The 23,792-nt window shown below is 72.0% G+C and carries 22 protein-coding genes and 4 tRNA genes; 4 read left to right on the top strand and 22 right to left on the bottom strand.

Annotated elements, in window-relative coordinates:
• Nucleotides 1-37: 37 nt before the first annotated feature.
• The 5 genes from ruvX to QFZ62_RS00920 all read right to left on the bottom strand — a co-directional run bounded on the left by ruvX (nucleotide 38) and on the right by QFZ62_RS00920 (nucleotide 5,911).
• Nucleotides 38-523, bottom strand: coding sequence for a Holliday junction resolvase RuvX (gene ruvX / locus QFZ62_RS00940; protein WP_307500899.1), 486 nt, complete (start codon nucleotides 521-523; stop codon nucleotides 38-40).
• The gene (gene alaS, locus QFZ62_RS00935) at nucleotides 523-3,180 is read right to left on the bottom strand and encodes an alanine--tRNA ligase (protein ID WP_307500898.1); all 2,658 of its coding nucleotides are present in this window, start codon (nucleotides 3,178-3,180) and stop codon (nucleotides 523-525) included. The genes ruvX and alaS overlap by 1 nt, the downstream gene beginning before the upstream one ends.
• A gap of 5 nt (nucleotides 3,181-3,185) precedes the next feature.
• On the bottom strand, nucleotides 3,186-3,407 hold the full coding sequence (locus QFZ62_RS00930; RefSeq protein ID WP_307500897.1) for a hypothetical protein: 222 nt from the start codon (nucleotides 3,405-3,407) through the stop codon (nucleotides 3,186-3,188).
• Nucleotides 3,408-3,605: 198 nt separating this feature from the next.
• Nucleotides 3,606-4,235 carry a 30S ribosomal protein S4 gene (gene rpsD, locus QFZ62_RS00925; protein WP_307500896.1) on the bottom strand — a complete coding sequence of 210 codons (630 nt, stop codon included), beginning with the start codon at nucleotides 4,233-4,235 and terminating at the stop codon, nucleotides 3,606-3,608.
• Between the two features lie 248 nt (nucleotides 4,236-4,483).
• Nucleotides 4,484-5,911 (bottom strand): replication-associated recombination protein A, encoded by a 1,428-nt coding sequence (locus QFZ62_RS00920; protein WP_307500895.1) that lies wholly within the window; start codon nucleotides 5,909-5,911, stop codon nucleotides 4,484-4,486.
• 72 nt (nucleotides 5,912-5,983) lie between these two features.
• On the opposite strand from QFZ62_RS00920, the gene QFZ62_RS00915 reads away from it, so the two are divergent.
• From QFZ62_RS00915 to QFZ62_RS00905, 3 genes are all read left to right on the top strand, one after another.
• On the top strand, nucleotides 5,984-6,253 hold the full coding sequence (locus QFZ62_RS00915) for a dioxygenase (RefSeq protein ID WP_307500894.1): 270 nt from the start codon (nucleotides 5,984-5,986) through the stop codon (nucleotides 6,251-6,253).
• A gap of 206 nt (nucleotides 6,254-6,459) precedes the next feature.
• Entirely contained in the window at nucleotides 6,460-7,692 is a 1,233-nt protein-coding gene (locus tag QFZ62_RS00910; protein ID WP_307500893.1) for a DUF349 domain-containing protein, read from the top strand.
• 95 nt (nucleotides 7,693-7,787) lie between these two features.
• Entirely contained in the window at nucleotides 7,788-8,402 is a 615-nt protein-coding gene (locus QFZ62_RS00905) for a hypothetical protein (RefSeq protein ID WP_307500892.1), read from the top strand.
• Here QFZ62_RS00905 and QFZ62_RS00900 read toward each other — a convergent pair.
• The 16 genes from QFZ62_RS00900 to QFZ62_RS00825 form a co-directional block, all read right to left on the bottom strand.
• A complete protein-coding gene (locus QFZ62_RS00900) occupies nucleotides 8,389-10,638 on the bottom strand; it encodes a bifunctional (p)ppGpp synthetase/guanosine-3',5'-bis(diphosphate) 3'-pyrophosphohydrolase (RefSeq protein ID WP_307500891.1) in 2,250 nt (749 codons plus the stop codon). The two genes, QFZ62_RS00905 and QFZ62_RS00900, sit on opposite strands and share 14 nt — an antisense overlap.
• A gap of 136 nt (nucleotides 10,639-10,774) precedes the next feature.
• Entirely contained in the window at nucleotides 10,775-11,134 is a 360-nt protein-coding gene (locus tag QFZ62_RS00895; protein WP_307500890.1) for a rhodanese-like domain-containing protein, read from the bottom strand.
• Nucleotides 11,131-12,141 carry a protein translocase subunit SecF gene (gene secF, locus QFZ62_RS00890; protein ID WP_307500889.1) on the bottom strand — a complete coding sequence of 337 codons (1,011 nt, stop codon included), beginning with the start codon at nucleotides 12,139-12,141 and terminating at the stop codon, nucleotides 11,131-11,133. Before secF ends, QFZ62_RS00895 begins: the two co-directional genes overlap by 4 nt.
• Nucleotides 12,141-13,970, bottom strand: coding sequence for a protein translocase subunit SecD (gene secD, locus QFZ62_RS00885; RefSeq protein WP_307500888.1), 1,830 nt, complete (start codon nucleotides 13,968-13,970; stop codon nucleotides 12,141-12,143). Before secD ends, secF begins: the two co-directional genes overlap by 1 nt.
• 126 nt (nucleotides 13,971-14,096) lie before the next feature.
• Complete coding sequence (gene yajC, locus QFZ62_RS00880) at nucleotides 14,097-14,492, bottom strand: preprotein translocase subunit YajC (RefSeq protein WP_307500887.1); 396 nt, start codon at nucleotides 14,490-14,492, stop codon at nucleotides 14,097-14,099.
• Between the two features lie 76 nt (nucleotides 14,493-14,568).
• Entirely contained in the window at nucleotides 14,569-15,657 is a 1,089-nt protein-coding gene (gene ruvB, locus QFZ62_RS00875; protein ID WP_307500886.1) for a Holliday junction branch migration DNA helicase RuvB, read from the bottom strand.
• A complete protein-coding gene (gene ruvA, locus QFZ62_RS00870) occupies nucleotides 15,654-16,298 on the bottom strand; it encodes a Holliday junction branch migration protein RuvA (protein ID WP_307500885.1) in 645 nt (214 codons plus the stop codon). Before ruvA ends, ruvB begins: the two co-directional genes overlap by 4 nt.
• Nucleotides 16,299-16,315: 17 nt before the next feature.
• On the bottom strand, nucleotides 16,316-16,936 hold the full coding sequence (gene ruvC, locus QFZ62_RS00865) for a crossover junction endodeoxyribonuclease RuvC (RefSeq protein WP_307500884.1): 621 nt from the start codon (nucleotides 16,934-16,936) through the stop codon (nucleotides 16,316-16,318).
• Nucleotides 16,937-16,987: 51 nt separating this feature from the next.
• Nucleotides 16,988-17,755: a YebC/PmpR family DNA-binding transcriptional regulator gene (locus QFZ62_RS00860; protein WP_307500883.1), complete on the bottom strand. Its 768-nt coding sequence runs from the start codon at nucleotides 17,753-17,755 to the stop codon at nucleotides 16,988-16,990.
• A 76-nt stretch (nucleotides 17,756-17,831) separates the two neighbouring features.
• Nucleotides 17,832-18,461 carry a pyridoxal 5'-phosphate synthase glutaminase subunit PdxT gene (gene pdxT / locus QFZ62_RS00855; RefSeq protein WP_307500882.1) on the bottom strand — a complete coding sequence of 210 codons (630 nt, stop codon included), beginning with the start codon at nucleotides 18,459-18,461 and terminating at the stop codon, nucleotides 17,832-17,834.
• Nucleotides 18,451-19,353, bottom strand: coding sequence for a pyridoxal 5'-phosphate synthase lyase subunit PdxS (gene pdxS, locus QFZ62_RS00850; protein WP_307500881.1), 903 nt, complete (start codon nucleotides 19,351-19,353; stop codon nucleotides 18,451-18,453). Before pdxS ends, pdxT begins: the two co-directional genes overlap by 11 nt.
• A gap of 13 nt (nucleotides 19,354-19,366) precedes the next feature.
• Nucleotides 19,367-19,966 (bottom strand): HIT domain-containing protein, encoded by a 600-nt coding sequence (locus tag QFZ62_RS00845; protein WP_373425928.1) that lies wholly within the window; start codon nucleotides 19,964-19,966, stop codon nucleotides 19,367-19,369.
• Nucleotides 19,954-22,008, bottom strand: coding sequence for a threonine--tRNA ligase (gene thrS / locus QFZ62_RS00840; RefSeq protein WP_307500880.1), 2,055 nt, complete (start codon nucleotides 22,006-22,008; stop codon nucleotides 19,954-19,956). The genes QFZ62_RS00845 and thrS overlap by 13 nt, the downstream gene beginning before the upstream one ends.
• Before the next feature lie 119 nt (nucleotides 22,009-22,127).
• Nucleotides 22,128-22,202, bottom strand: a tRNA-Val gene (locus QFZ62_RS00835).
• A gap of 13 nt (nucleotides 22,203-22,215) precedes the next feature.
• Nucleotides 22,216-22,286 (bottom strand) — tRNA-Cys (locus QFZ62_RS00830).
• A gap of 50 nt (nucleotides 22,287-22,336) precedes the next feature.
• Nucleotides 22,337-22,408 (bottom strand) — tRNA-Gly (locus tag QFZ62_RS00825).
• Nucleotides 22,409-22,689: 281 nt separating this feature from the next.
• Between QFZ62_RS00825 and QFZ62_RS00820 the strand changes: the two genes are divergently transcribed.
• Nucleotides 22,690-22,762, top strand: a tRNA-Val gene (locus QFZ62_RS00820).
• Nucleotides 22,763-22,788: 26 nt separating this feature from the next.
• Here QFZ62_RS00820 and QFZ62_RS00815 read toward each other — a convergent pair.
• Nucleotides 22,789-23,748 (bottom strand): sugar-binding transcriptional regulator, encoded by a 960-nt coding sequence (locus QFZ62_RS00815; protein ID WP_307500879.1) that lies wholly within the window; start codon nucleotides 23,746-23,748, stop codon nucleotides 22,789-22,791.
• Between the last annotated feature and the right edge of the window lie 44 nt (nucleotides 23,749-23,792).

Here is a 23,792-nt window from a genome sequence, read left to right as displayed (position 1 = left end):
GCCCGCGGCCGTCGTGGCGCGTCGGGCGGGGTCGGTCTCAGGCGTGTCGGTCAGGATCGACTCGGTTCCTCGGGACGAGAGCGCCGGGTGGGGAGCCGGCGGAGCGCTCGGTGTCGAGCGCATGTTGAAGGATTATAACTGCCGCGACCTGGTCGATCACGGGCCTCTGCTTACGGGACCCTCTGCCCGAGGACCGGAGCGCGCTCTGGGCGGACACCGTGGACAGCCGCTCGTCGACCAGTCGGACGGGGATCTCGGAGGCATCGGCCAGCCCTCGGGCGAAGCCCTCCGCGTCGTCGGTGGAGGCCGTCGCGCGGCCGGAGAGCGCCAGCGGGAGGCCCACGACGAGCTCCACGCAGTCGACCTCCGCGGCCAGCTCGAGGATCCGCCGCACGTCCGCCGAGCCCGACGCGTCGCGCGGGACGGTCTCGACGGGCGTCGCGATCAGGCCGTGCGGATCCGATCGGGCCAGCCCGATGCGCGCCTTCCCGACGTCCACCGCGAGGCGCGCCCCGACGCGCATCAGGAGGCGAGCGCCTGGCGGACGGCCGCGAGGGCGTCGCCGATGGCCGACACGTCGGATCCGCCGCCCTGCGCGAGGTCGTCCTTGCCGCCTCCGCCGCCGCCGAGCACCGCCGCCGCCGCGCGGGCGAGCTGCCCGGCCTTGGCGCCGGCGTCGCGCGCGGCCTGGTTGGTGGCGACGATGACCGTCGGCTTGCCGCCCGCGTCGCCCGCGAGGGCGACGACGACGGGCTCGGACCCGGCGCGCTCGCGCACGAGGGTCACGAGCTGCCGCACCTCGTCGGCCGAGCGGACGCTGCCGAGCGACTCCTGGATCAGCGTCACGGCGCCGACGCGCGCGCCCTGCTGCAGGAGCGCGGGCACGCGCTGCTGCAGCGCCTGCGCCTCGAAGTCGGCGATGCGCCGCTCCGCGGTCTTGAGGTTCTGCATGAGGTCGGCGATGCGGTCCGGCAGCTGCTCGCGCGGCGTCTTGAGGCTCGAGGTGAGCTGCGACACGATGGCGCGCTCGACGGCCAGGTCCTGGAACGCCTCGCGGCCGACGAGCGACTCGATGCGGCGGTTCGTGGAACCGACGGACGACTCCCCCACGACGTTGATGAGCCCGATCTGCGCGCTCGACGACACGTGCGTCCCCGCGCACAGCTCGCGCGACCACGGGCCGCCGATGTCGACGACCCGCACGGTGTCGCCGTACTTCTCGCCGAACAGCGCCATCGCGCCCAGCTGCTTCGCCTCGTCGATGGGCATGACGCGGGTGACGACCTGCAGGTCGTCGCGCACGGCGCCGTTCGCGATGTCCTCGATCTCGCTGCGGGTCGCGGGCGACAGCGCCTGGTTCCAGGCGAAGTCGAGCCGCATGTAGCCGGCGCGGTTGTAGGAGCCCGACTGGTGCGCGTCCTCACCGAGCACCTGGCGGAGCGCGGCGTGCACGAGGTGCGTGCCCGAGTGCGCCTGCGTGGCGCCGCGGCGCCAGTCGGCGTCGACGACCGTGGTGGCGGCGTCGCCGACGCCCACCTCGCCCGAGCGCACCTGCACGCGGTGGCTGATGAGGCCCTTCACGGGCTTCTGCACGTCCAGCACCTCGAGGTCGAAGCCCTGGCCGACGATGCTGCCGGCGTCGGCCTCCTGTCCCCCGGACTCGGCGTAGAGGCTCGTCTCGGGGAGGATGACCTCGGCGATGTCGCCCACGACCGCGTGGTCGACGCTGTGGCCGCCCACGATGAGGCCGAGGATCGTCGTGCCGGTCTCGAGCTCGTCGTAGCCCGTGAAGCGCGTCTCGCCGGCGGCGCGGAACGCGCTGTAGACGGTGAGGTCGGCGAGGGCGGTCTTCTTGGATCTGGCGTCGGCCTTGGCGCGCGTGCGCTGCTCCAGCATCAGGCGGTCGAACGCCTCGCGGTCGACCGTGAGGCCGTTCTCCTCCGCCATCTCGAGCGTGAGGTCGATGGGGAAGCCGAACGTGTCGTGCAGCAGGAAGGCCGTGTCGCCCGCGATCCGCTCGCGGCCGGCCGCCTTCGTCTCGCCGACGGCCACGTCGAGGATCGTCGTGCCCCCGGCGAGCGTCCGGAGGAAGGTCTCCTCCTCCGCGTACGCGAGGCGGGAGATGCGGTCGAAGTCGTCGGAGACCTCGGGGTAGGCGGCCTTCATCGCGTCGCGCGACGCGGGGAAGAGCTCGCCGAAGGTCGCGGTGTCGACGCCCATGAGGCGCATCGCCCGCACCGTGCGGCGCATGAGGCGACGCAGGATGTAGCCGCGCCCCTCGTTCGACGGCCGGACCCCGTCGGACATGAGCATGAGGGACGAGCGCACGTGGTCGGCGACGATGCGCATGCGCACGTCGTCCTCGTGGTCCGCGCCGTAGCGGCGGCCCGCGAGCTCGGACGCGCGGTCGAGGACCGGGCGCACCTGGTCGATCTCGTACATGTTCTCGACGCCCTGCTTGAGGAAGGCGACGCGCTCGAGGCCCATGCCGGTGTCGATGTTCTTGCTCGGCAGGTCGCCGAGGATCTCGAAGTCGGCCTTGCCCGTGCCCTGCCCGCGCAGGTACTGCATGAAGACGAGGTTCCAGATCTCCACGTAGCGGTCGTCGTCCGTGGCGGGGCCTCCGTCGGCGCCGTAGGCGGGACCGCGGTCGAAGAAGATCTCCGAGCAGGGGCCCGCGGGGCCGGGCTGGCCGGTGTGCCAGTAGTTCGTGTCGCGGCCGAGGCCCTGGATCCGGTCGTCCGGCAGGCCCGCGATGCGCTTCCACGCCTGCCGGGCCTCGTCGTCCTCGTGGTAGACCGTGACCCACAGGTCGTCGGGCGAGAAGCCCAGCCCGCCGTCGGCCTCGCTCGTGGTGAGCAGCTCCCACGCGTACGCGATGGCCTGCTCCTTGAAGTAGTCGCCGAACGAGAAGTTGCCGTTCATCTGGAAGAAGGTGCCGTGCCGGGGCGTGCGGCCGACCTCCTCGATGTCGAGCGTGCGGATGCACTTCTGCACGCTCGTGGCGCGGGGGAACGGCGCGGGCACCACGCCCGTGAGGTACGGCACGAACGGCACCATGCCGGCCACCGTGAACAGCAGGGTGGGGTCCTCGCTCACGAGCGACGCCGACGGCACGACGGTGTGCCCCCGGTCGCCGAAGTACGTCAGCCAGGCGTTGCGGATGTCTGCGGTCTGCATGCGGTCTACTGCTTTCCCAGCTCGGTGATGGTGTCCTCGGCTTCGCCCACGGCGGCGCGCAGCTCGGCCTCGCGGCGGCGGTAGCCGTCCTCGACGGCCTCCCCGAAGCGGCGGGCCCGGGCGTCGACGTCCTGGAGCAGGCGGTGCCCGGCGGGCGTGCGGTCGACCACGTGGGCGACGGCGAAGCCGAGGACGACCCCCACGGCGATGAGGACGAGGTTCTTCATGCGGCTCCCCTTCCGGGAGGTGTCGTACCGGGCGTGCGGCCACGGGGGCCGAGGGCGATCCTACCGGCCGCGGTGCGGGCGACCGGCGGCTGACGGCCGTCCGTCCCCGCCGGTCGACGCCGGGCTCGGCCGGGGAAACGCCGCGAGGCGGGCCGCCCCGGAAGGGACGACCCGCCTCGCGGACGGTGGAGAGGAGTGCTAGCGGGCTGCGTAGTACTCGACGACCAGCTGGACCTCGCAGGTCACGGGGACCTCGGCGCGCTTCGGCAGGCGCACGAGGCGGGCCTGCAGCTTGTCGAGCTCGACCTCGAGGTACGAGGGCAGCTTCGGCAGGACGTCGGCGTGGCCGCCGGCGGCCGCGACCTGGAAGGGCTCGGTGCCCTCGGAGCGCGGCTTGACGTGGATCATCTGGCCGGCCTTCAGGCGGAAGGAGGGGCGGTCGACGATCTTGCCGTCGACCATGATGTGGCGGTGCACGACGAGCTGGCGGGCCTGCGCCGTGGTGCGCGCGAGGCCGGAGCGGACGACGAGCGCGTCGAGGCGCTGCTCGAGGATCTCGACGAGGTTCTCACCCGTCAGGCCCTGGGCGCGACGCGCCTCCTGGAACGCGATCTTGAGCTGGGCCTCGCGGATGCCGTACTGGGCGCGCAGGCGCTGCTTCTCGCGCAGGCGGACGGCGTAGTCGCTGTCCTGCTTGCGCTTGGACCGGCCGTGCTCGCCCGGCGCGTAGGGGCGCTTCTCGAGGTACTTGGCCGCCTTCGGCGTGAGCGGGATGCCCAGCGCGCGGGAGAGGCGGGTCTTGCTGCGGGTGCGTGACTTGGTGGACACGTTTTCCTTCCAGGGGAGAAAGTCTCTGACTGCGGATGATGCAGGGCGTCCGCGCACACGCATGGGCGCGCGACGATCGACACCGCTGATGCGGTTCCTGCGTGAGTAGAGGGATTCGCCACGGGTCGTCCGGCTACAGGACGTGTCCCTTGATCATGATGTCGACGCAGCCGCACGCGACACCCGATTGAGGCGTCAGCAAGCGTAGCACGCGGTCGCCGTGATCCCCGGGGTGCGCCGCGCCGGGCTCATCCCCCGCGGACGATGCGCCGCAGCTTCTCCAGCCGAGCGGAGAGGTCCCGCTCGTGCCCGTGCTGCGTGGGCGAGTAGTAGGTGCGGCCGTCGAGCTCGTCGGGCAGGTACTGCTGCCGCACGACCCCGATGTCGGCGTCGTGGGGATAGCGGTAGCCCTCGCCGTGGCCGAGCCGCTTCGCGCCCGGGTAGTGGGCGTCGCGGAGGTGCAGCGGCACGCGGCCGAACGCGCCCGCGCGGACGTCGGCGATGGCCTGGTCGATCCCGAGGTAGGACGCGTTCGACTTCGGCGCGGTCGCCAGGTGCACGACCGCCTGCGCCAGCGGGATCCGGCCCTCGGGCATGCCGATGAGCTGCACGGCGTCCGCGGCGGCGACCGCCACGACGAGGGCCTGGGGGTCGGCGAGCCCGATGTCCTCGGACGCCGAGACGATGATGCGGCGGGCGATGAAGCGCGGGTCCTCCCCCGCCTCGATCATCCGGGCCAGGTAGTGGAGGGCCGCGTCGACGTCGGATCCGCGGATGGACTTGATGAACGCGCTGATGACGTCGTAGTGCTCGTCGCCGTTGCGGTCGTAGCGGAGGAGCGCGCGGTCGACCGCGAGCGCGACCTGCTCGGTGGAGATGGGGATGGGGGCCGGATCGGCGTCCGGCGCGTCCCGCTCGTCGCCGTCCTTCTCGTGGTCGTCGTCATCGTCCGCGTCCTCGGCTGCCTCCTCCTCCGCGCGCGCCCTGCCCGACGCGTCGGCCTGGGCCGAGACCGCCGCCGCCTCCAGCGCCGTGAGGGCGCGCCGGGCGTCGCCCGAGGCGAGCCGGATGATCATCGCCCGCGCGTCGTCGTCGAGCGCGAACCGCCCGCCGAGCCCGCGCGCGTCGGCCACCGCGCGGTCCACGAGCACGCCGAGGTCGTCGTCGTCGAGCTGCTCGAGCGTCAGCAGGAGGCTGCGCGACAGCAGCGGCGAGATCACCGAGAAGGACGGGTTCTCCGTGGTGGCCGCGATCAGGATCACCCAGCCGTTCTCGACGCCCGGCAGCAGCGCGTCCTGCTGCGCCTTCGTGAAGCGGTGGATCTCGTCGAGGAAGAGCACGGTCGAGACGCCGAAGAGGTCCCGGTCGCTCAGCGCCTTCTCCATCACCTGGCGGACGTCGCGCACCCCGGCCGTCACCGCGGACAGCTCGACGAACCGGCGGCTCGAGCCGTGCGCGATGGCCTGCGCGAGCGTCGTCTTCCCGGTGCCGGGAGGACCCCACAGGATGATCGAGACCGAGCCCTGCTCCCCCGCGACGTCCGAGGCGAGGCTCACGAGCGGCGACCCGGGCGTGAGCAGGTGGCGCTGGCCCGTGACCTCGTCGAGGCTCCGGGGACGCATCCGGACGGCCAGGGGCGTGGCCCCCGAGCGGAGGCCCGGTCGGGTGTCGGTCATGATCTCGATGGTAGGCGCGACCGGCTACGGTTCCCGTACCGCCTCCTCGGGCGGGGACAGGAGGACGCCGTGGTGCCCAGGAACGACCGCGCAGCCCGCGAGGCGCAGGCCCGCATCCGCCGCCACGCGGCGCGGCAGGAGATGCACGCGCGCCTGATCCGTCGTCGTCGGCGCGACGACGTCGCCGCGGTCGTCGGGCTGGTCCTCGTCGCGGCGCTGGCCGTGGGGGCGCAGGTCACGTACGAGTCCGGGCCGGGCGCGCCGGCTCCCGCGCCGTCGTCGTCCCCGGCGCCCGCCCCCGAGCCGGACCCGACGACGCCGGCTCCCAGCCCCGCCCCCTGACCCCTCGGCCCGACCGCCGGTCCTCACGAGCGCCTGCGAGCGGAGGTCCGTTCCGCCCGCGACCGCGTCGGTCGGACCGCCGCTGGGGCATGATCGGTACGGCGGCCTGCACCGGCTCCCGGGCGATCCCGTCCGCGAGCGGTGCTCTAGGCTGACGTGCACGTCTCCGCACCGGTCCGTCCGGTCCTACGAACAAGGTGGAATCCGTGGCTGACAACGATCAGACCCCCTGGGGCCGCGTCGACGAGACGGGCACCGTCTTCCTGCGCGAGGGCGACGGCGAGCGCGCCGTGGGGCAGTACCCCGACGGGACTCCCGAGGAGGCCCTCGCCTACTTCCAGCGCAAGTACACCGACCTCGCCGGGCAGGTCACGCTCCTGGAGCAGCGCGCCAAGCGCGGCGCTCCCGCGACCGACATCTCCAAGGCCGTCGCCCACCTCATCCAGGCCGTCGACGGCGCCAACGCGGTCGGCGACCTCGCCGCGCTCCGCGCCCGCCTGGACGTCCTGGCCGCCACCGTCGGCGAGCTCACCGAGAAGCAGGGCGAGGAGCAGCGGCAGGTCGTGCAGGGCGCCATCGCCGAGCGCACCGCCATCGTCGAGGAGACCGAGCGCCTGGCGAGCCAGGACTTCTCGAAGGTCCAGTGGAAGCAGCTGACCGCCGAGGTCGACGCCCTGTTCGGCCGGTGGCAGCAGCACCAGCAGACCGGCCCGCGCCTGCCGAAGAACGAGGCCAACGAGCTCTGGAAGCGCTTCCGCACGGCGCGCTCCACCATCGACACCGAGCGCAAGGCCTTCTTCGCCGAGCTCGACAACGCGCACAAGGACGCCCGCTCGAAGAAGCAGGCCATCGTCGAGCAGGCGCGCGCGCTCGAGCCGCAGGGCGTCGGCGGCATCCCCGCCTACCGCCGTCTCCTCGACGAGTGGAAGCTCGCCGGCCGCGCCGGCAAGCGCTACGACGACGCGCTGTGGGCGCAGTTCAAGGCCGCGGGCGACGTGCTCTACGGCGCCAAGGCCGAGGTCGACGCGGCGGACGACGAGGAGCAGCAGGCCAACCTGCAGGCGAAGCTCGCCCTCCTCGACGAGGCCGAGCCCGTCCTCCAGATCACCGAGCGCACCGCGGCGCGGGACAGGCTGACGGCGATCCAGCTCCGCTGGGACGCGATCGGCCGCGTCCCCCGCGACAGCGTCAAGACCGTCGAGGACCGACTGCGCAAGGTGGAGACGCACGTCCGCACGCTCGACGAGGAGTTCTGGCGCAAGAACAACCCGGAGACGAAGGCCCGCTCCGAGGGCCTCGCCTCGCAGCTCGGCGCGGCCATCGACAAGCTGCAGCGGGAGCTCGACGCGGCCCAGGCCGACGGCGACGCCCGCCGCATCAAGGACGCGGAGGAGGCGCTCGCCGCCCGCCGCGTCTGGCTGGACGCGCTCGGCTCCTAGCCGGCCGCTCCTCCGCACGACCACGACGGCCCGGGATCCTCCACAGCATCCCGGGCCGTCGTCCGTCCCGGCCCGCGCGATGGCATGGTGCGCCCATGTCCCCGCGCCTCGCCCCCGTCCTGTCGGTCCTCGACCTCCCGCTCGCCGAGCTCTGCTCCGCCCGCCTCGACGGCGAGGTGTACGAGGTCGACGCCTGCTACTCCCCCGTCGACGAGCTGGCCTCGCCGTGGCTCCGCGCTGCGGCGCTGGCCGCGCAGGTCCCCTCGCGGCTCATCGCCGAGCGCATGACCGCGGCGTGGGTGCACGGCGCCATCCGCACCCCGCCGCGCACCCACGAGTACTGCGTCGACACGGTGGCGCGGTGCCATCCGCCGGCCCTACGCCACGTCCGGATCCGCGAGGTCGTCCTCGACGAGCGCGACACGATCGGCCTGGCAGGGCTCCGCGTCACCACGCCGCTGCGCACGCTCTGCGACATCACCCGCACCGTGGCGGACCTCACGCCGCGGCACGAGAGCGCCTGCCTCGGCCTCCTGGCCCTGCCCGGGGTCACCGCTGCCGGCGCCCGCGAGCACCTGGCGGCCTCGGGGGCCCTTCCCGACAAGCGACGGGCGCTCGCCCGCCTCGACGCCCTCGCCCGTCGCGCCTCGACGGAGGCGTCGGACGGGGCGGGCGACGGTCGCGGATCCGGGGCGGTCAGCCCCCGTTGACGCGGTAGACGTCGTACACGGCGTCGATGCGCCGCACGGCGTTGAGCACGCGATCCAGGTGCGTCACGTCGCCCATCTCGAAGACGAAGCGGCTGATCGCGAGACGGTTCGACGACGTCGAGACCGATGCCGAGAGGATGTTCACGTGGTGCTCGGAGAGCACGCGCGTCACGTCGCTGAGCAGGCCGGAGCGGTCGAGCGCCTCGACCTGGATGTGGACGAGGAAGAGGCTCTTCGACGAGGGGGCCCACTCGACCTCGATCATGCGGTCCGGCTCCGCGCGCAGGCTGTCCACGTTGTGGCAGTTCGCCTGGTGCACGGAGACGCCGGCGCCGCGGGTCACGAACCCGATGATCTCGTCACCGGGGACGGGCGTGCAGCACTTGGCGAGCTTCACGAGGATGTCGGGGGCCCCGCGCACCAGCACGCCCGAGTCGCTGTTCCGCGAGACGCGCGAGCGCTGCGTGACGGCGAAGACCTCCTCCGCCTCCCCGCCGCTGTCGCCCTGGATGGACGTGAGCACCTTCTCGATCACGGACTGCGTGGAGACGTGCCCCTCGCCGACGGCCGCGTAGAGCGCGGCGACGTCGTCGTACTTCATGCTCTGGGCCACGTCGGAGAACGCGTCCTGGTTCATGAGCTTCTGCAGCGGGAGGTTCTGCTTGCGCATGGCGCGGGCGATCGCGTCCTTGCCCTGCTCGATCGCCTCCTCGCGGCGCTCCTTGGTGAACCACTGCTTGATCTTGTTGCGCGCGCGGGCGCTCTTGACGAACGCCAGCCAGTCCTTGCTGGGACCGCTGTCGGGGTTCTTCGACGTGAAGACCTCGACGACGTCGCCTGTGGTGAGCGGGTTCTCGAGCGGCACGAGGCGCCCGTTGACCTTCGCGCCCATCGTGCGGTGCCCGACGTCCGTGTGCACCGCGTAGGCGAAGTCCACGGGCGTGCCGCCGGCGGGCAACCCGATCACCTTGCCGTGCGGCGTGAAGACGTAGACCTCCTTCGCGCCGATCTCGAAGCGCAGCGAGTCGAGGAACTCCCCGGGGTCCGCGGTCTCGGACTGCCAGTCGGAGATGTGGGCCAGCCACGCGAGGTCGGTGTCGCCCTGCGGCGAGACCTCGGTCGCGCGCCCGCCGTTCATGCGCTCCTTGTACTTCCAGTGCGCGGCGACACCGAACTCGGCGCGCTGGTGCATCTCGTGCGTGCGGATCTGGATCTCCACGGGCCGCCCCTTCGGTCCGATGACCGTGGTGTGCAGCGACTGGTAGAGGTTGAACTTCGGGGTGGCGATGTAGTCCTTGAAGCGACCCGGCACGGGGGTCCACCGCGCGTGGATCGCACCGAGGACCGCGTAGCAGTCGCGCAGGGAGTCGACCAGGACCCGGATGCCGACGAGGTCGTAGATCTCGTCGAACTCGCGGCCCCGCACGACCATCTTCTGGTAGATCGAGTAGTACTGCTTGGGTCGGCCGGCGACCTTGCCGCGGATGCGGGCGGCGCGCAGATCGTCGTTGACGCTGTCGATCACCTGCTGCACGAACTGCTCGCGCTGCGGCGTGCGCTGCTTCACGAGGTTCTCGATCTCGACGTAGATCTTCGGGTACAGCACGGCGAACGAGAGGTCCTCGAGCTCCCACTTGATGGTCGAGATGCCGAGGCGGTGCGCGAGCGGCGCGTAGATCTCCAGCGTCTCCTTGGCCTTGCGCTCGGCGGAGGCCGACTCGACGAAGCCCCAGGTGCGCGCGTTGTGCAGGCGATCGGCGAGCTTGATCACCAGCACGCGGATGTCCTTCGACATCGCGACGACCATCTTCCGCACCGTCTCGGCCTGGGCGCTGTCGCCGTACTTGAGCTTGTCGAGCTTGGTGACGCCGTCGACGAGCATGGCGATCTCGTCGCCGAAGTCGTGACGGAGCATGTCCAGCGTGTACTCGGTGTCCTCGACGGTGTCGTGGAGGAGCGCGGCCGCCAGGGTCTTGGGGCCGATGCCGAGGTCGGCCAGGATCTGGGCGACCGCGACCGGATGCGTGATGTACGGCTCGCCGCTCTTGCGCTTCTGCCCGTCGTGCGCCCGCTCCGCGACGGCGTACGCCCGCTCGATGAGGCTCATGTCGGCCTTCGGGTGGTGCAGCCGCGCGGTCCGGATGAGCTGCTCCACGGCACCGGCCGGCTGGGCCCGCGAGAACAGCCGGGGCACCAGGCGCCGGAGGGAAGCGGTGCTCGAGGTCGTCTCCGTCATCGTTCAGCCTCCCAGGCGTGTGCTGGAGACCAAATTATCACCGCGCCCGAGCGCTCCCGACCACGGGGTGATGCCGCCGAAAGCGCGCGTGTCGTGCGTCGTGCACGCGCGCGCCACGACCGCGGCGGGACGGCGGTCAGGCGACGCGGCCGGGCTCGCCGTCGTCCGTCACCACGTCGCCGCCCATCTCGGACCACGCCTGCATGCCGCCGGTGACGTTCGAGGCCGCGAAGCCGCCGCGCAGCAGCGCCTGCGTCGCGATCGACGAGCGGTGCCCGGAGCGGCAGACGACCGCGATGTGCTGTTCGGTGGGGATCTCCTCGGCGCGGGCCTGGAGCTCGCCCATGGGGATGTGGTGCGCGACGGCGGAGTGCCCGGCGGTCCACTCGTCGTCCTCGCGGACGTCGAGGAGCCAGGACTCGCCCGTGGTGGTCCGGGCCTTGGCGGTGGCGGCGTCGAGATCCTCGGGGACGCCGGCTCCCTGTGCGCTGGTCATGCCTCCACCGTAGCCGCGGCGCGCTCGGCCTGGGCACGGCTCGCGGCGGTGGCCGCCAGCGCGTCGCCCCGCTTCACCTTCGGCTCGCCCTCGCGGAGATGCGCGTAGAGCGGGGCGGCGATGAAGATCGTCGAGTACGTGCCGACGATGATGCCGATGAACAGCGACAGCGCGATGTCGCGCAGCGTGCCGGCACCGAGCACCACGGCGCCGATGAAGAGGATCGAGCCGACCGGCAGGATCGCGACCACCGACGTGTTGATGGAGCGCACCAGCGTCTGGTTGACCGCGAGGTTCACCGACTGGCCGAACGTGCGCCTCGACTCCTGGCCGTCCTCCGCCGTGTTCTCGCGGATCTTGTCGAACACCACGACGGTGTCGTACAGCGAGTACCCGAGGATCGTGAGGAAGCCGATGACGGCGGCCGGCGTGACCTCGAAGCCCGTGAGCCCGTAGATGCCGGCCGTGAGGACGAGGTCGTGCAGGAGGGCCACGATCGCGGCGACGGACATCTTCCACGTCCGGAAGTAGACGGACATGACGACCGCCGCCAGCGCGAGGAAGACCACGAGCCCCCACAGCGCCTGGCGGGTGATGTCCTGTCCCCACGACGGGCCGATGAACGACTCGGTGACGCTCGACGTCTCGACCCCGTAGGCCGTCGCGAGGGCCTCGCGGACCGCGGAGCTGTCCGCGGGCTCGAGCTGGTCGGTCTGCACGCGCACGGCGTCCGCCCCGACCGACGAGACGCGGGCGGGCACCGGCGTGACGGTGGCGACGGCGTCGCTCGCGATGTCCTGCGACTGCGACTGCACCCCGCTCACCGTGTACTCGGATCCGCCGGTGAACTCGATGCCGAAGGTGAAGCCCCCGCGGATGAGCGGTCCGAGGATCGAGATGAGGATGCAGACGGCGGCGATGCCGTACCAGAGGCGGCGACGCCCGACGATGTCGAACGAGCGCTTGCCCGTGTAGAGGTCGTTGCCGAACTCGGAGAAGCCAGCCATCAGTCGTCCCTGCTCGTGTCGTCGGGCCGCGGCGCGTCGATCGTCGCGGTCTTCGTGGATCCGGCCGGCGCGCCCTGGGCGGCCTTGCGCTCGGCGATGGTCTGGCGGCGGGCCGCCTCCTTGGCCGCGGCGGCGCCGCGTCCGGTGGGGGCGGTGGGCGCCTTGAACGTCGCGCGCCCGCGGTAGACCGCGCCGAGCGCCCGCGGGTCGAGCCCGCTCATGCGGTGGCCCTCCGCGAAGAACCGCCGGTTGGCGAGCAGCTGCAGGATCGGATGCGTGAAGAGCGAGACGACGATGAGGTCGATGATCGTCGTGAGCCCGAGCGTGAGCGCGAAGCCCTTCACGTTGCCGACCGCGAGGATGAAGAGCACGGCGGCCGCGAGGAAGTTGACCGTGTCCGACGCGATGATCGTGCGCAGCGCGCGCTTCCAGCCCTGCTCGACGGACGAGACGAGGCCCCGGCCGTCGCGGAGCTCGTCCTTGATCCGCTCGAAGTAGACGATGAACGAGTCCGCCGTGATGCCGATGGCCACGATGAGACCCGCCACCCCGGCGAGCGACAGCCGGTACCCCTCCCGCCAACTGAGCAGCGTGATGAGGAGGTAGGTGATCACCGCCGCGATGACGAGCGAGGCGATGGTGACCATCCCCAGCGCCCGGTACTGCACGAGCGAGTAGAGCACCACCAGCACGAGGCCGATGAGGCCCGCGATGAGGCCGCTCGTGAGCTGCGAGGAACCGAGGGTCGCCGAGATGACGTCCGAGCTCTGCAGCGTGAAGCTCAGCGGCAGGGCGCCGAACTTGAGCTGGTCGGCCAGGGCCTTCGCGCTCTCCTGCGTGAAGTTGCCGGTGATCGAGGGCTTGCCGTTCGTGACGACGCCCTGGGTGACCGGCGCCGAGATGACCTCGTTGTCGAGCACGAACGCGAACTGGTTGCGCGGCGACTCGAGCGTGATGAGGCGCGTCGACATGTCGCCGAACTGCTTCGTGCCGGCGCCGTCGAAGACGAGGTTGACCGACCAGGTGCCCGTGCTGACGCCCTGGCTGGACTGCTGGAGGCCGCTCGTCGCGTCGGAGATGGTGCTGCCGTCGACCTCGACCGGACCGAGGACGTACTTCGCGGCCCCGTCGTCCGAGCAGGCGATGATCGCGCGGTCGGCGGGCGCGGACTGGCCGTCGCTCTCCGGCGCGGTCGCGCAGTCGTAGGCGGCGAACTGGGCCTGGAGGCGCGGCGTGACCCAGGAGATGTCGCTGGGGCCGGTCGGCTCCGCCGTGGGCTCGTCGGACAGCGTCGCGGGGTCGGGGGTCGCCTCGGCAGCGGGCGTCTCGGCAGCGGGCGGCTCGGCGGCGGGCGTCGAACCGTCGGTGGGCGCGGGGGCGGATCCGTCGGTGGGCGCGGGCGTGGGCGTGGCGCCGACGGAGGCGGTGCCGGCCGCGCCGACGAGCACGGGGCGCAGCTCGAGCTTCGCGGACGACTGCAGGCGCTGCATGGTGGCCGCATCGGGCTCACCCGGCAGGCTCACGACGATGTTGCTGCCGCCCTGGGTCGTGATCTCCGCCTCGGAGACGCCGCTCGCGTCGACGCGCTGGCGGATGATCGACACCGCCTGGGCGAGCTGCTCGCTCGTGGGGCCGGAGGACGCGCCGTCGAGCTGCGGCGCGAGGATGATCTGCGTGCCGCCCTCGAGGTCGAGCGCCAGCTTCGGCGTCCACGAGCCGTTGCTGAACGCGACGCTCGCGGCATTGCCGCCGGCGAGGAGGCCGATGATGACGAGCAGCCAGACGAGCTTGCGCCGGGCCTTGCGTACCGGTGTGGGCGACTTGGCCACCTGGACACTCGACTTTCTTCACGGGACCCGCCGCGAGGGCGCGCTTCCCGGATGGAGGGTGGGAGCTGGGCCGGGCGCGATCCCGCCCGGGTGCGGCGGGCGTCCCGAGGACGCCCGCCGGGTGGATCAGGGGCGCGCGGTCGGCGCGTCGCCGTCGTCGAGGCGACGGGCGGAGTCGGACGTGCCGGTCTCGTCGATGACGGGGGCGTCGGCGGCGGGGGCGTCGTCCACGAGCACCGCGGCGTCGTCGGCGACCCCGGTCGTCGGCTCGACCACGCGGGCGATCGTCTGGCGGTGCAGCTTCAGCACGGTGCCGGGCGAGACCTCGAGGTACGCGAGGTTGTTCTCCTCGTCGAAGGAGACGAGCGTGCCGTAGATGCCGGACGCGGTCATGACCTCGGCTCCGGGGACCATCTGCGTCTGCAGGTCGGCGAGGTCCTTCTGGCGCTTCCGGCTGTTGCGGAACATGAAGAAGATGAGCAGCGCCAGGACGGCGAACATGATGAGGGTGAACGGGTCCATGCGGGACGGGCCTTTCAGGTTCTGGGGGGTGACGGACACGACGAACCGGCGACGTTCCGCGGGAGGCCAGCTTGAATCATAGGCCATCGCCCCGGAGGGCCTCGGCGGTTCCCGGTGCTCCCGGAGCCCCGGTCGCGCGCGCCGGGGAGCCGGGCGCGACGGGCGCCTCGAGGCCGAAGTGGCGCCACGCGGCGGGCGTGGCGACCCTCCCCCGGGGCGTGCGCGTCACGAGACCGATGCGCACGAGGAACGGCTCGACGACCGACTCGATCGTCTCCGCCTCCTCCCCCACGGAGACCGCGAGCGTGTTCAGCCCCACGGGCCCGCCGCCGAAGCGCGTGAGGATGCCGCGCATGACGGCCCGGTCGAGGCGGTCGAGGCCGAGCGGGTCCACGTCGTAGAGCTCCAGCGCGGCCCGGACGGACGCGAGGTCCGCCTCCGTCCCGTGCACGAGCGCGTAGTCGCGCACGCGACGGAGCAGGCGGTTGGCGATGCGCGGCGTCCCCCGGCAGCGGCCCGCGATCTCCGCGACGGCCTCGTGCTCGATCTCCAGGTGCAGCATCCGGGCGGCCCGCTCGATCACCTGCTCCAGCTCGTGCGTCTCGTAGAACTCGAGGTGCGCGGTGAAGCCGAAGCGGTCGCGCAGCGGGCTGGGCAGCATGCCCGAGCGCGTGGTCGCGCCGACGAGCGTGAACGGCGAGAGCTCGAGCGGGATGGACGTGGCGCCCGCGCCCTTGCCGACCATGATGTCGATGCGGAAGTCCTCCATCGCGAGGTACAGCATCTCCTCGGCCGAGCGCGCCATGCGGTGGATCTCGTCGACGAACAGGATCTCGCCCGGCACGAGCGCGGACAGCACGGCGGCCAGGTCGCCCGCGTGCTGGATCGCCGGCCCGCTCGTCAACCGCAGCGGCCGGCGGCTCTCCTCGGCGACGATCATCGCGAGCGTGGTCTTGCCGAGCCCGGGAGGGCCGGCGAGCAGGATGTGGTCGGGCGAGCGGTTCTGCATCGCGGCGGCCGTGAGCAGCAGCTCCAGCTGACCCCGCACCTTCACCTGCCCGACGAACTCCGAGAGCGAGCGCGGCCGGAGCGCGCCCTCGAACGCGAGCTCCGCGTCGGACTCGGGGACGGGGCTCGCCGCGTCGCCGGGCGCGATGCCGGTCACCTCTCCGCCGCCTGGCCGGCCGCAGCCTGGCCCCCGGGCTGCTGCGGTCCGAGCATCCCGAGCGCGACGCGCAGCAGGCGGGCCATGTCGGCAGGCGTGCCCTGCTCGGCCGCGGCGGCGGCCGCGTCGTCGACGGCGACGCGGGCCACGCGCTCGGACCAGCCGAGGCCGATCAGCGCCATGACGACGTCGGCCGTGACGGTGGAGGCGGCGGCGGACGCCGTGGCACGTGCGCGCTGCGTGACGACGAGCTTCCCCGCGAGCTGCAGCACGATGAGCTTGGCTGTCTTCGGCCCGATCCCGGAGACGCGGCGGAAGGCGGCGTCGTCCTCGACGGCGACCGCGTGCGCCATGGCCTCGGGGTCGAGGTGCTCCAGCACCGCGAGGGCCGACTTGGGTCCCACGCCCGTGACGCCGCAGAGGAGCTCGAAGGCGCGGAGCTCGTCCGGGCCCGGGAAGCCGAAGAGGGTGAGCGAGTCCTCGCGGACCACGAGGGACGTGAGGACGGTGGCCTCGGATCCGTGCCGCAGCTGGAGCGCGTGCCGGGGCGTCACGGAGACGCCGTAGCCCACCCCGTGCACCTCCAGCAGGAGGGTCTGACCGGAGACGGACAGCACGGTGCCGCGGAGGGAGGAGATCACGCCGCCCAGCCTATGAGCTAGCGCCGACCCCGCTGCGCACGCTCGGCGGCGATCCACGCGGCCTGCGCCGCCGTCGGCCCCGCGACGGCGGAGGTCGCCGGAACGGCTCCCGGCGGCACGCTCCGGGCGGTCGGCGCAGGCGTCCCGGCGATGCCCGCGCGGGAGATCCCGGCGCGCCACCCCGCGCAGATGGCGAGGGCCAGGGCGTCCGACGCGTCGGCGGGAGCGGGCAGCTCGTCGAGCCCCAGGATGCGCGCGACCATGGCCGCGACCTGCTTCTTGTCGGCCTGCCCGTACCCGGTGACGGCGGCCTTGACCTCGCTCGGCGTGTGCATCCGGACGTCGAGCCCGCGCCGGGCCGCGCCGACCAGCGCCACCCCCGTGATCTGCGCCACGCCCATGACCGTGGAGAGGTTGTCCTGCGCGAACACGCGCTCGACGGCCACGACCGACGGCCGGTGCCGGTCCACCAGCTCCTCGATGCCGTCGCCCACGGCCATGAGCCGGTGGTGCAGCTCCTCGGTGGGGCTCGTGCGCACGACCTGGACGTCGACGATGCGCGCGGAGCGGTCGGCGAACACGTCGACCACCCCGACGCCGCAGCGCGTCAGGCCGGGGTCGATCCCGAGGATCCGCACGGACGGTCCGCTGCCGCCCGCGCCGCTCCCCCGCACCCCGGCGATGAGGACCTACTCCTCGTCCTCGTCGTCCAGCGCGGCCTGCACGTCGGCGGGCACGTCGCTGTTGATGTAGATGTTCTGCACGTCGTCCAGGTCCTCCATGGCGTCAACGAGCTTGTTGACCTTGCGCGCCGTCTCGAGGTCGACCTCGACCTTGACCTGCGGCACGAACTCCACGTCGGCGGAGTCGTAGTCGATGCCCGCCTCCTGCAGCGCCTGGCGGACGGCCACCATGTCGGCGGGCTCGCACTGGATCTCGAACACCTCGCCGTGATCGGTGACGTCCTCGGCGCCCGCGTCGAGGACCGCCGCGAGGACGTCGTCCTCCGAGGGGGTCTCCGCATGCGGCACCGCGAGGACGCCCTTGCGGTGGAAGTTGTAGGCGACGCTGCCCGGGTCGGCCATGGTGCCGCCGTTGCGGCTCATGGCGGTGCGGACCTCGGCGGCCGCGCGGTTCTTGTTGTCCGTGAGGCACTCGACGAGCATCGCGACGCCATTGGCCGCGTAGCCCTCGTAGATGATCGTCTGGTAGTCGACGACCTCACCGAGCAGGCCGGCCCCGCGCTTGACGGCGCGGTCGATGTTGTCGTTCGGGACGCTGGTCTTCTTGGCCTTCTGCACCGCGTCGACAAGGGTCGGGTTGCCCGACATGTCGGCGCCGCCGATCTTCGCCGCGACCTCGATGTTCTTGATCAGCTTCGCGAACGACTTCGCGCGACGCGAGTCGATGATCGCCTTCTTGTGCTTCGTGGTCGCCCACTTGGAATGTCCGGACACGGGTGGTTCTCCTAACGCGGCGTGTGATCGCTGTCCATGATGGACCATCGGGCGGCCCCGCCGAGGGGCCGCGAGGTCAGAGGGTGCGGCCCGACTCCTCGACCATGTCGAGGAAGAGGCGGTGGAAGCGGAGGTCGCCCGTGACCTCCGGGTGGAACGACGTGCCGAGCAGCGCGCCCTGCCGGACCGCGACCACGCGCCCGTCGTCGAGCGCGGCGAGCGTCGTCGCGGCCTCGCCCACCGACGCGACCACGGGGGCGCGGATGAACACGGCATGCACCGGCGGGTCGCCGATCGCCGGGACGTCGAGGTCGACCTCGAACGAGGCCGTCTGGGATCCGAAGGCGTTCCGCCGGACCGACACGTCGAGGCCGCCGATGCTCCGCTGCCCGTGGATCGCGTCGACGATCTCGTCGGCCAGCATGATGAGACCGGCGCACGTGCCGTAGACCGGCAGTCCGTCGTCGATCGCGGCGCGCAGCGGCTCCGCGACCCCGAACTGGCGCGACAGCTTGTCCATCACGGTCGACTCGCCGCCGGGGATCACGAGGCCGGACAGCCCCGGCAGGTCCTTCGGCTGGCGGACGAGCCGGGTCCGGGCACCGAAGCCCTCGAGGACGCGGACGTGCTCGCGGACGTCCCCCTGGATCGCGAGGACGCCGACGAGCTGGCCGTCGCCGTGCGGAGCCGCGCTGCTACCAGCCACGCTCGGCGAGGCGGTGCGGTGCCGGGACGTCGGCGACGTTGATCCCGACCATGGCCTCGCCCAGCCCGCGCGACGCCTGCGCGATCGCGTCGGGGTCCTGGTAGAGCGCCGTGGCCGTGACGACGGCCTTGGCGCGCGCAACCGGGTTGCCGGACTTGAAGATGCCCGATCCGACGAACACGCCGTCGGCGCCGAGCTGCATCATCATGGCCGCGTCCGCCGGGGTGGCCACGCCGCCCGCGGTGAACAGCACGACGGGCAGCTGGCCCGTCTTCGCGACCTCGAGCACCAGGTCGTACGGCGCCTGCAGCTCCTTCGCGGCGACGTAGATCTCGTCGTGCGTGAGGGCGCTGAGCGCGCGGATCTCCGACTTGATGGTGCGGATGTGCTTGGTGGCCTCGGAGACGTCGCCCGTGCCGGCCTCGCCCTTGGAGCGGATCATGGCCGCGCCCTCGGTGATGCGGCGGAGGGCCTCGCCGAGCGTGGTGGCGCCGCAGACGAAGGGGACCGTGAAGCCCCACTTGTCGATGTGGTTCACGTAGTCGGCCGGGCTCAGCACCTCGGACTCGTCGATGTAGTCGACCTCGAGGGACTGCAGGACCTGCGCCTCGACGAAGTGGCCGATGCGGGCCTTCGCCATGACGGGGATGGAGACCTCGGCCTTGATCTGGTCGATGAGGTCGGGGTCGCTCATGCGGGCGACGCCGCCCTGCGAGCGGATGTCCGCGGGGACGCGCTCGAGGGCCATGACGGCGACGGCTCCCGCGTCCTCCGCGATGCGCGCCTGCTCGGCGTTGACGACGTCCATGATGACGCCGCCCTTGAGCATCTCCGCGAGTCCGCGCTTGACGCGGCTCGAGCCGACCTGTCCGGGGGTGTTGGTGTCAGTCATTGTGGTCCCTATCCTATTCGCCCGCGGGGGCGGGCCAGGCTGCTGCGATGGATGCACGGACGTCGCCCAGCAGCTGCGGCAGCGCCTTCGTCTTGGCGATGATCGGCAGGAAGTTCGCGTCCTGCCCCCACCGGGGCACGATGTGCTGGTGCAGGTGCTCCGCGATGCCGGCGCCCGCGACCTGCCCCTGGTTCATGCCGATGTTGTAGCCGTCGTTCCGCGACACCTCGCGCACGACGCGCATGGCCGTCTGCGTGAGGGATCCGATCTCGGCGACCTCCTCCGGGCTCGCGAGGTCGTAGGTCGCGATGTGCCGGTAGGGGCAGACGAGCAGGTGGCCGCTGTTGTAGGGGAAGAGGTTCAGCAGCACGTAGGCGTGCTCGCCGCGGGCGACGATGAGCGCGTCCTCGTCCGACATCGACGGCGCGATGCAGAAGGGGCAGTCGTCGCGATCGGGCTGCTGCCCCTTCTGGATGTAGACCATGCGGTGCGGGGTCCACAGGCGCTGGAACTCGTCCGGCACGCCGGCGAGGTGCCCGGGGTCGTCCACGCGCGCGGCGCCCTGCTCGTCGTCTCCCCCGGACTCGTGGTCCGACAGTGTCAGACGGGCCACGCGGTCACCACCTGCTCGCGGCGCGCGATGGCGCCCGTGATCCGCTCGACGGCCTCGTCCACGGGCACGCCGTTGACCTGCGTCCCGTCGCGGAAGCGGAAGCTCACGGATCCCGCGGCGCGGTCGTCCTCGCCGGCGATGAGCTGGTACGGCACGCGCAGCTTGGTGTGGGTTCGGATCTTCTTCGGCATCCGGTCGTCGGACGTGTCGAGCTGCACCCGGACGCCCTCCGCGCGGAGGCGGTCGAGGACGCCGCCGAGGTACTCCTCGTAGTCCTCGGCCACCGGGATGCCGACGACCTGCACGGGCGACAGCCACACCGGGAACGCGCCCGCGTAGTGCTCGGTGAGCACGCCGAAGAAGCGCTCGATCGAGCCGAAGAGCGCACGGTGGATCATCACCGGCTGCTTGCGCGTCCCGTCGTTGGCCGTGTACTCCAGGCCGAAGCGCTCCGGCAGGTTGAAGTCGAGCTGGATGGTGGACATCTGCCACGTGCGGCCGATCGCGTCCCTGGCCTGCACCGAGATCTTCGGCCCGTAGAACGCGGCGCCCGCGGGGTCCGGCACGAGCTCGAGCCCGGTGTCGACCGCCACCTGGCGGAGCGTCTCGGTCGCCTCCTCCCAGACCTCGTCCGAGCCGACGAACTTGTCCGGGTCCTTCGTGGAGAGCTCGAGGTAGAAGTCGTCGAGGCCGTAGTCGCGGAGCAGCGACAGCACGAACTCCAGCGTGCCCTTGAGCTCGTCCGCCATGCGCTCGCGCGTCGTGAAGATGTGGGCGTCGTCCTGCGTCATGCCGCGCACGCGGGTGAGGCCGTGGATCACGCCGGACTTCTCGTTGCGGTACACGGTGCCGAACTCGAACAGGCGCAGCGGCAGCTCGCGGTAGGAGCGCTGGCGCGACCGGTAGATGAGCACGTGCATCGGGCAGTTCATGGGCTTGAGGTAGTAGTCCGCGCCCTGGCGCGTGATCTCGCCCTCGTCGTTCCGCGCCTCGTCCAGGTGCATGGCGGGGAACATGCCGTCCTTGTAGAAGTCGAGGTGCCCGCTCGTCTCGAACAGGTTCGACTTCGTGATGTGCGGCGAGTAGACGAACTCGTATCCGGCCGACTCGTGCCGGCGGCGCGAGTAGTCCTCCATCTCGCGGCGGATGATGCCGCCCTTGGGGTGGAAGACCGCGAGGCCGGAGCCGATCTCGTCCGGGAAGGAGAAGAGGTCGAGCTCGGCGCCGAGGCGACGGTGGTCGCGCTTCAGCGCCTCCTCGATGCGGCCCTGGTACGCGCGCAGCTCGTCCTTCGTGGGCCAGGCCGTGCCGTAGATGCGCTGGAGCTGCGGGTTCTTCTCGGATCCGCGCCAGTAGGCGGCCGCGACGCGCGACAGCGCCCAGCCGTTGCCCACCATGCGGGTGCTCGGGAGGTGCGGGCCCCGGCACAGGTCCCGCCAGAAGACCTCGCCGGTCTTGCCGTCGACGTTCTCGTAGACCGTGAGCTCCGCGCCGCCGACCTCGACGGACTCGCCGTCCTCGCCGAGCTCCTCGCTGGACCCGCCCTTCAGGCCGATGAGCTCGAGCTTGTACGGCTCGTCGGCCATCAGCTCGCGCGCCTCCTCCTCGGAGACCACCCGGCGGGTGAACCGCTGCCCCTGGCGGATGATCCGCTCCATGTTCTTGGAGATGGCCTTGAGGTCCTCGGGCGTGAAGGGCTCCGCCACGTCGAAGTCGAAGTAGAAGCCGTCGGTGACGGGCGGCCCGATGCCGAGCTTCGCCTCCGGGTCGATCTGCTGCACGGCCTGCGCCATGACGTGCGCCGCCGAGTGCCGGAGGATCGCGAGGCCGTCGGGCGAGTCGATGCGGACCGGCTCCACGACGTCGCCCGGCGCGACGTCGGCCGCCAGGTCCTTCAGCTCCCCGTCGATGCGCATCGCGACGACGGCGCGGTCCGCGAAGAGCGTGAACCCCGTGCCCGCCTCCGTCGCCTCGACCGGCTGCGCGGTCGTCTCCGCGGGCGCGGCCTCGTGGTGGATCTCGGGCTGGGCGGCGTCTACCACTGAGGGCTCCTTGCGGGACGGGGACGGAACCGATCCAGACTACCGGCGCGCGGGAGGGCCTCCTCGACGGCAGGCGCCCGGGAAAAGCAGAAGGCCCCGGTTGCCCGGGGCCTTCTGGGTGGTGAGCGATACTGGGATCGAACCAGCGACCTCTTCCGTGTCAGGGAAGCGCGCTACCGCTGCGCCAATCGCTCATGCACTTGCTCGAGGTGGGGACGGGATTTGAACCCGCGTGGACGGCTTTGCAGGCCGCTGCCTCGCCTCTCGGCCACCCCACCACCGGTGGTTCCCACCTTGTGAAAGGGACCCCTCACGGGGCCCCTGTTCGAGCGGATGACGAGATTCGAACTCGCGACCCTCACCTTGGCAAGGTGATGCGCTACCACTGCGCCACATCCGCATTCCGCACGCCGTCCCCGGCTTCCCGGTGACCCTGCGTGCTCGATGACTCTAGCCGATCTCCCGGCGCGGGTGCAAAACGACGGTCGCCGGAGGGCCTGCGCGACCCCGTCCACAGGCCTGCTGCCCCGTGTCCACGCGGATCGGGCGGGCGCGCGGAATGGGTCGACCCGGGCGTGTCGCGCCGGCGGCCGCCACCGGTCATCGCCCGCGCGCCCCGGGTGACCGTGGCCGCCCCCGCGGTATGGCATCATGGATCCGCACCGTCCGCGGTGCGAGCACGGGCGATTGGCGCAGTTGGTAGCGCGCTTCCTTCACACGGAAGAGGTCATCGGTTCGAGTCCGGTATCGCCCACCGTTCCCCTCCCCCTCCTCGCGGCGTCACTGCAGCAGCGCCCGCGCCGTCCCCTCGTCGAGCACGATGTCCGTGACGAGGCCCGCCGCCAGGGCCCCGCGGACGCTCCGCGCCTTCGACGCGCCCGCGACGACGCACACGCGCCGGGGCGCCTTGCGGATCGTGGCGAGGTCCGGGCCGCTCGCGCGGGCGTTGATCGCGATGTCCGCCGACGACCCGTCCTCCCGGAAGAAGACGGTGGAGACGTCGCCCACGACGCCGTCGGCGTCGAGGGCCCGCTGATCGGACCGCTCCAGGTAGCCGCCCGAGTAGACGTGGCTCGGCACGAGGGCCACGGGGGACCCCACGCCGAACAGCACCATGTCCATGCGCTCCTGCAGCTCGAGCACGCGCTTCGTGCTCCGCTCGCGCCAGAGGGCCAGCTTGGTGGCCGGGTCGTCGAAGAACGCGGGGACCGGGAACTGCTGCACCGTGGCGCCGTAGGCGTGGCCGAAGCGGCGGAGGATCTCGCTGGCGTACATGATCCCCGTGGTCCGGACGTTGCCGGCGCCGTTGAGCTGCACGACGAGCGTGTTGTGCGTGGGCTTCGGCACGAGGTAGCGGCTGACGGCGCTCACGGTCGAGCCCCATGCGACGCCGACCACCATGTTGGAGTCGACGTACTGGGTGAGCATCCGTGCAGCCGAGAGGGCGACGCGGTCGACGCGGTCGACGTCGCTCGTCTGGTCCGGCACGGGCACCACGTGCGCGACCACGCCGTAGCGCTCGTGCAGCTGCTCGCCCAGGACGGTCGCGAGGTCCAGGGGCGAGCGGATCTGGATGTCCACGAGCCCCGTCTCCCGGGCGAAGGACAGGAGGCGCGACACCGACGAGCGGCTCGTGCCCAGCTCGCGCGCGATGGCCTCCATCGTCAGGTCCTGCATGTAGTAGAGGTGCGCCGCCCGCAGGGCGTCCTGGGTGCGCTCGTGCGCGATGCCGTCGACCATCCGGTCATGGTTGCACATCCGTGCACGGGCTTCGCGGAATCCGT

This window comes from Clavibacter sp. B3I6 (assembly GCF_030816895.1).
Classification (GTDB): Bacteria; Actinomycetota; Actinomycetes; order Actinomycetales; family Microbacteriaceae; genus Clavibacter.
The sequence above is the reverse complement of the archived record's forward strand: the minus strand, read 5'-3'. Positions and strand labels throughout refer to the sequence as shown.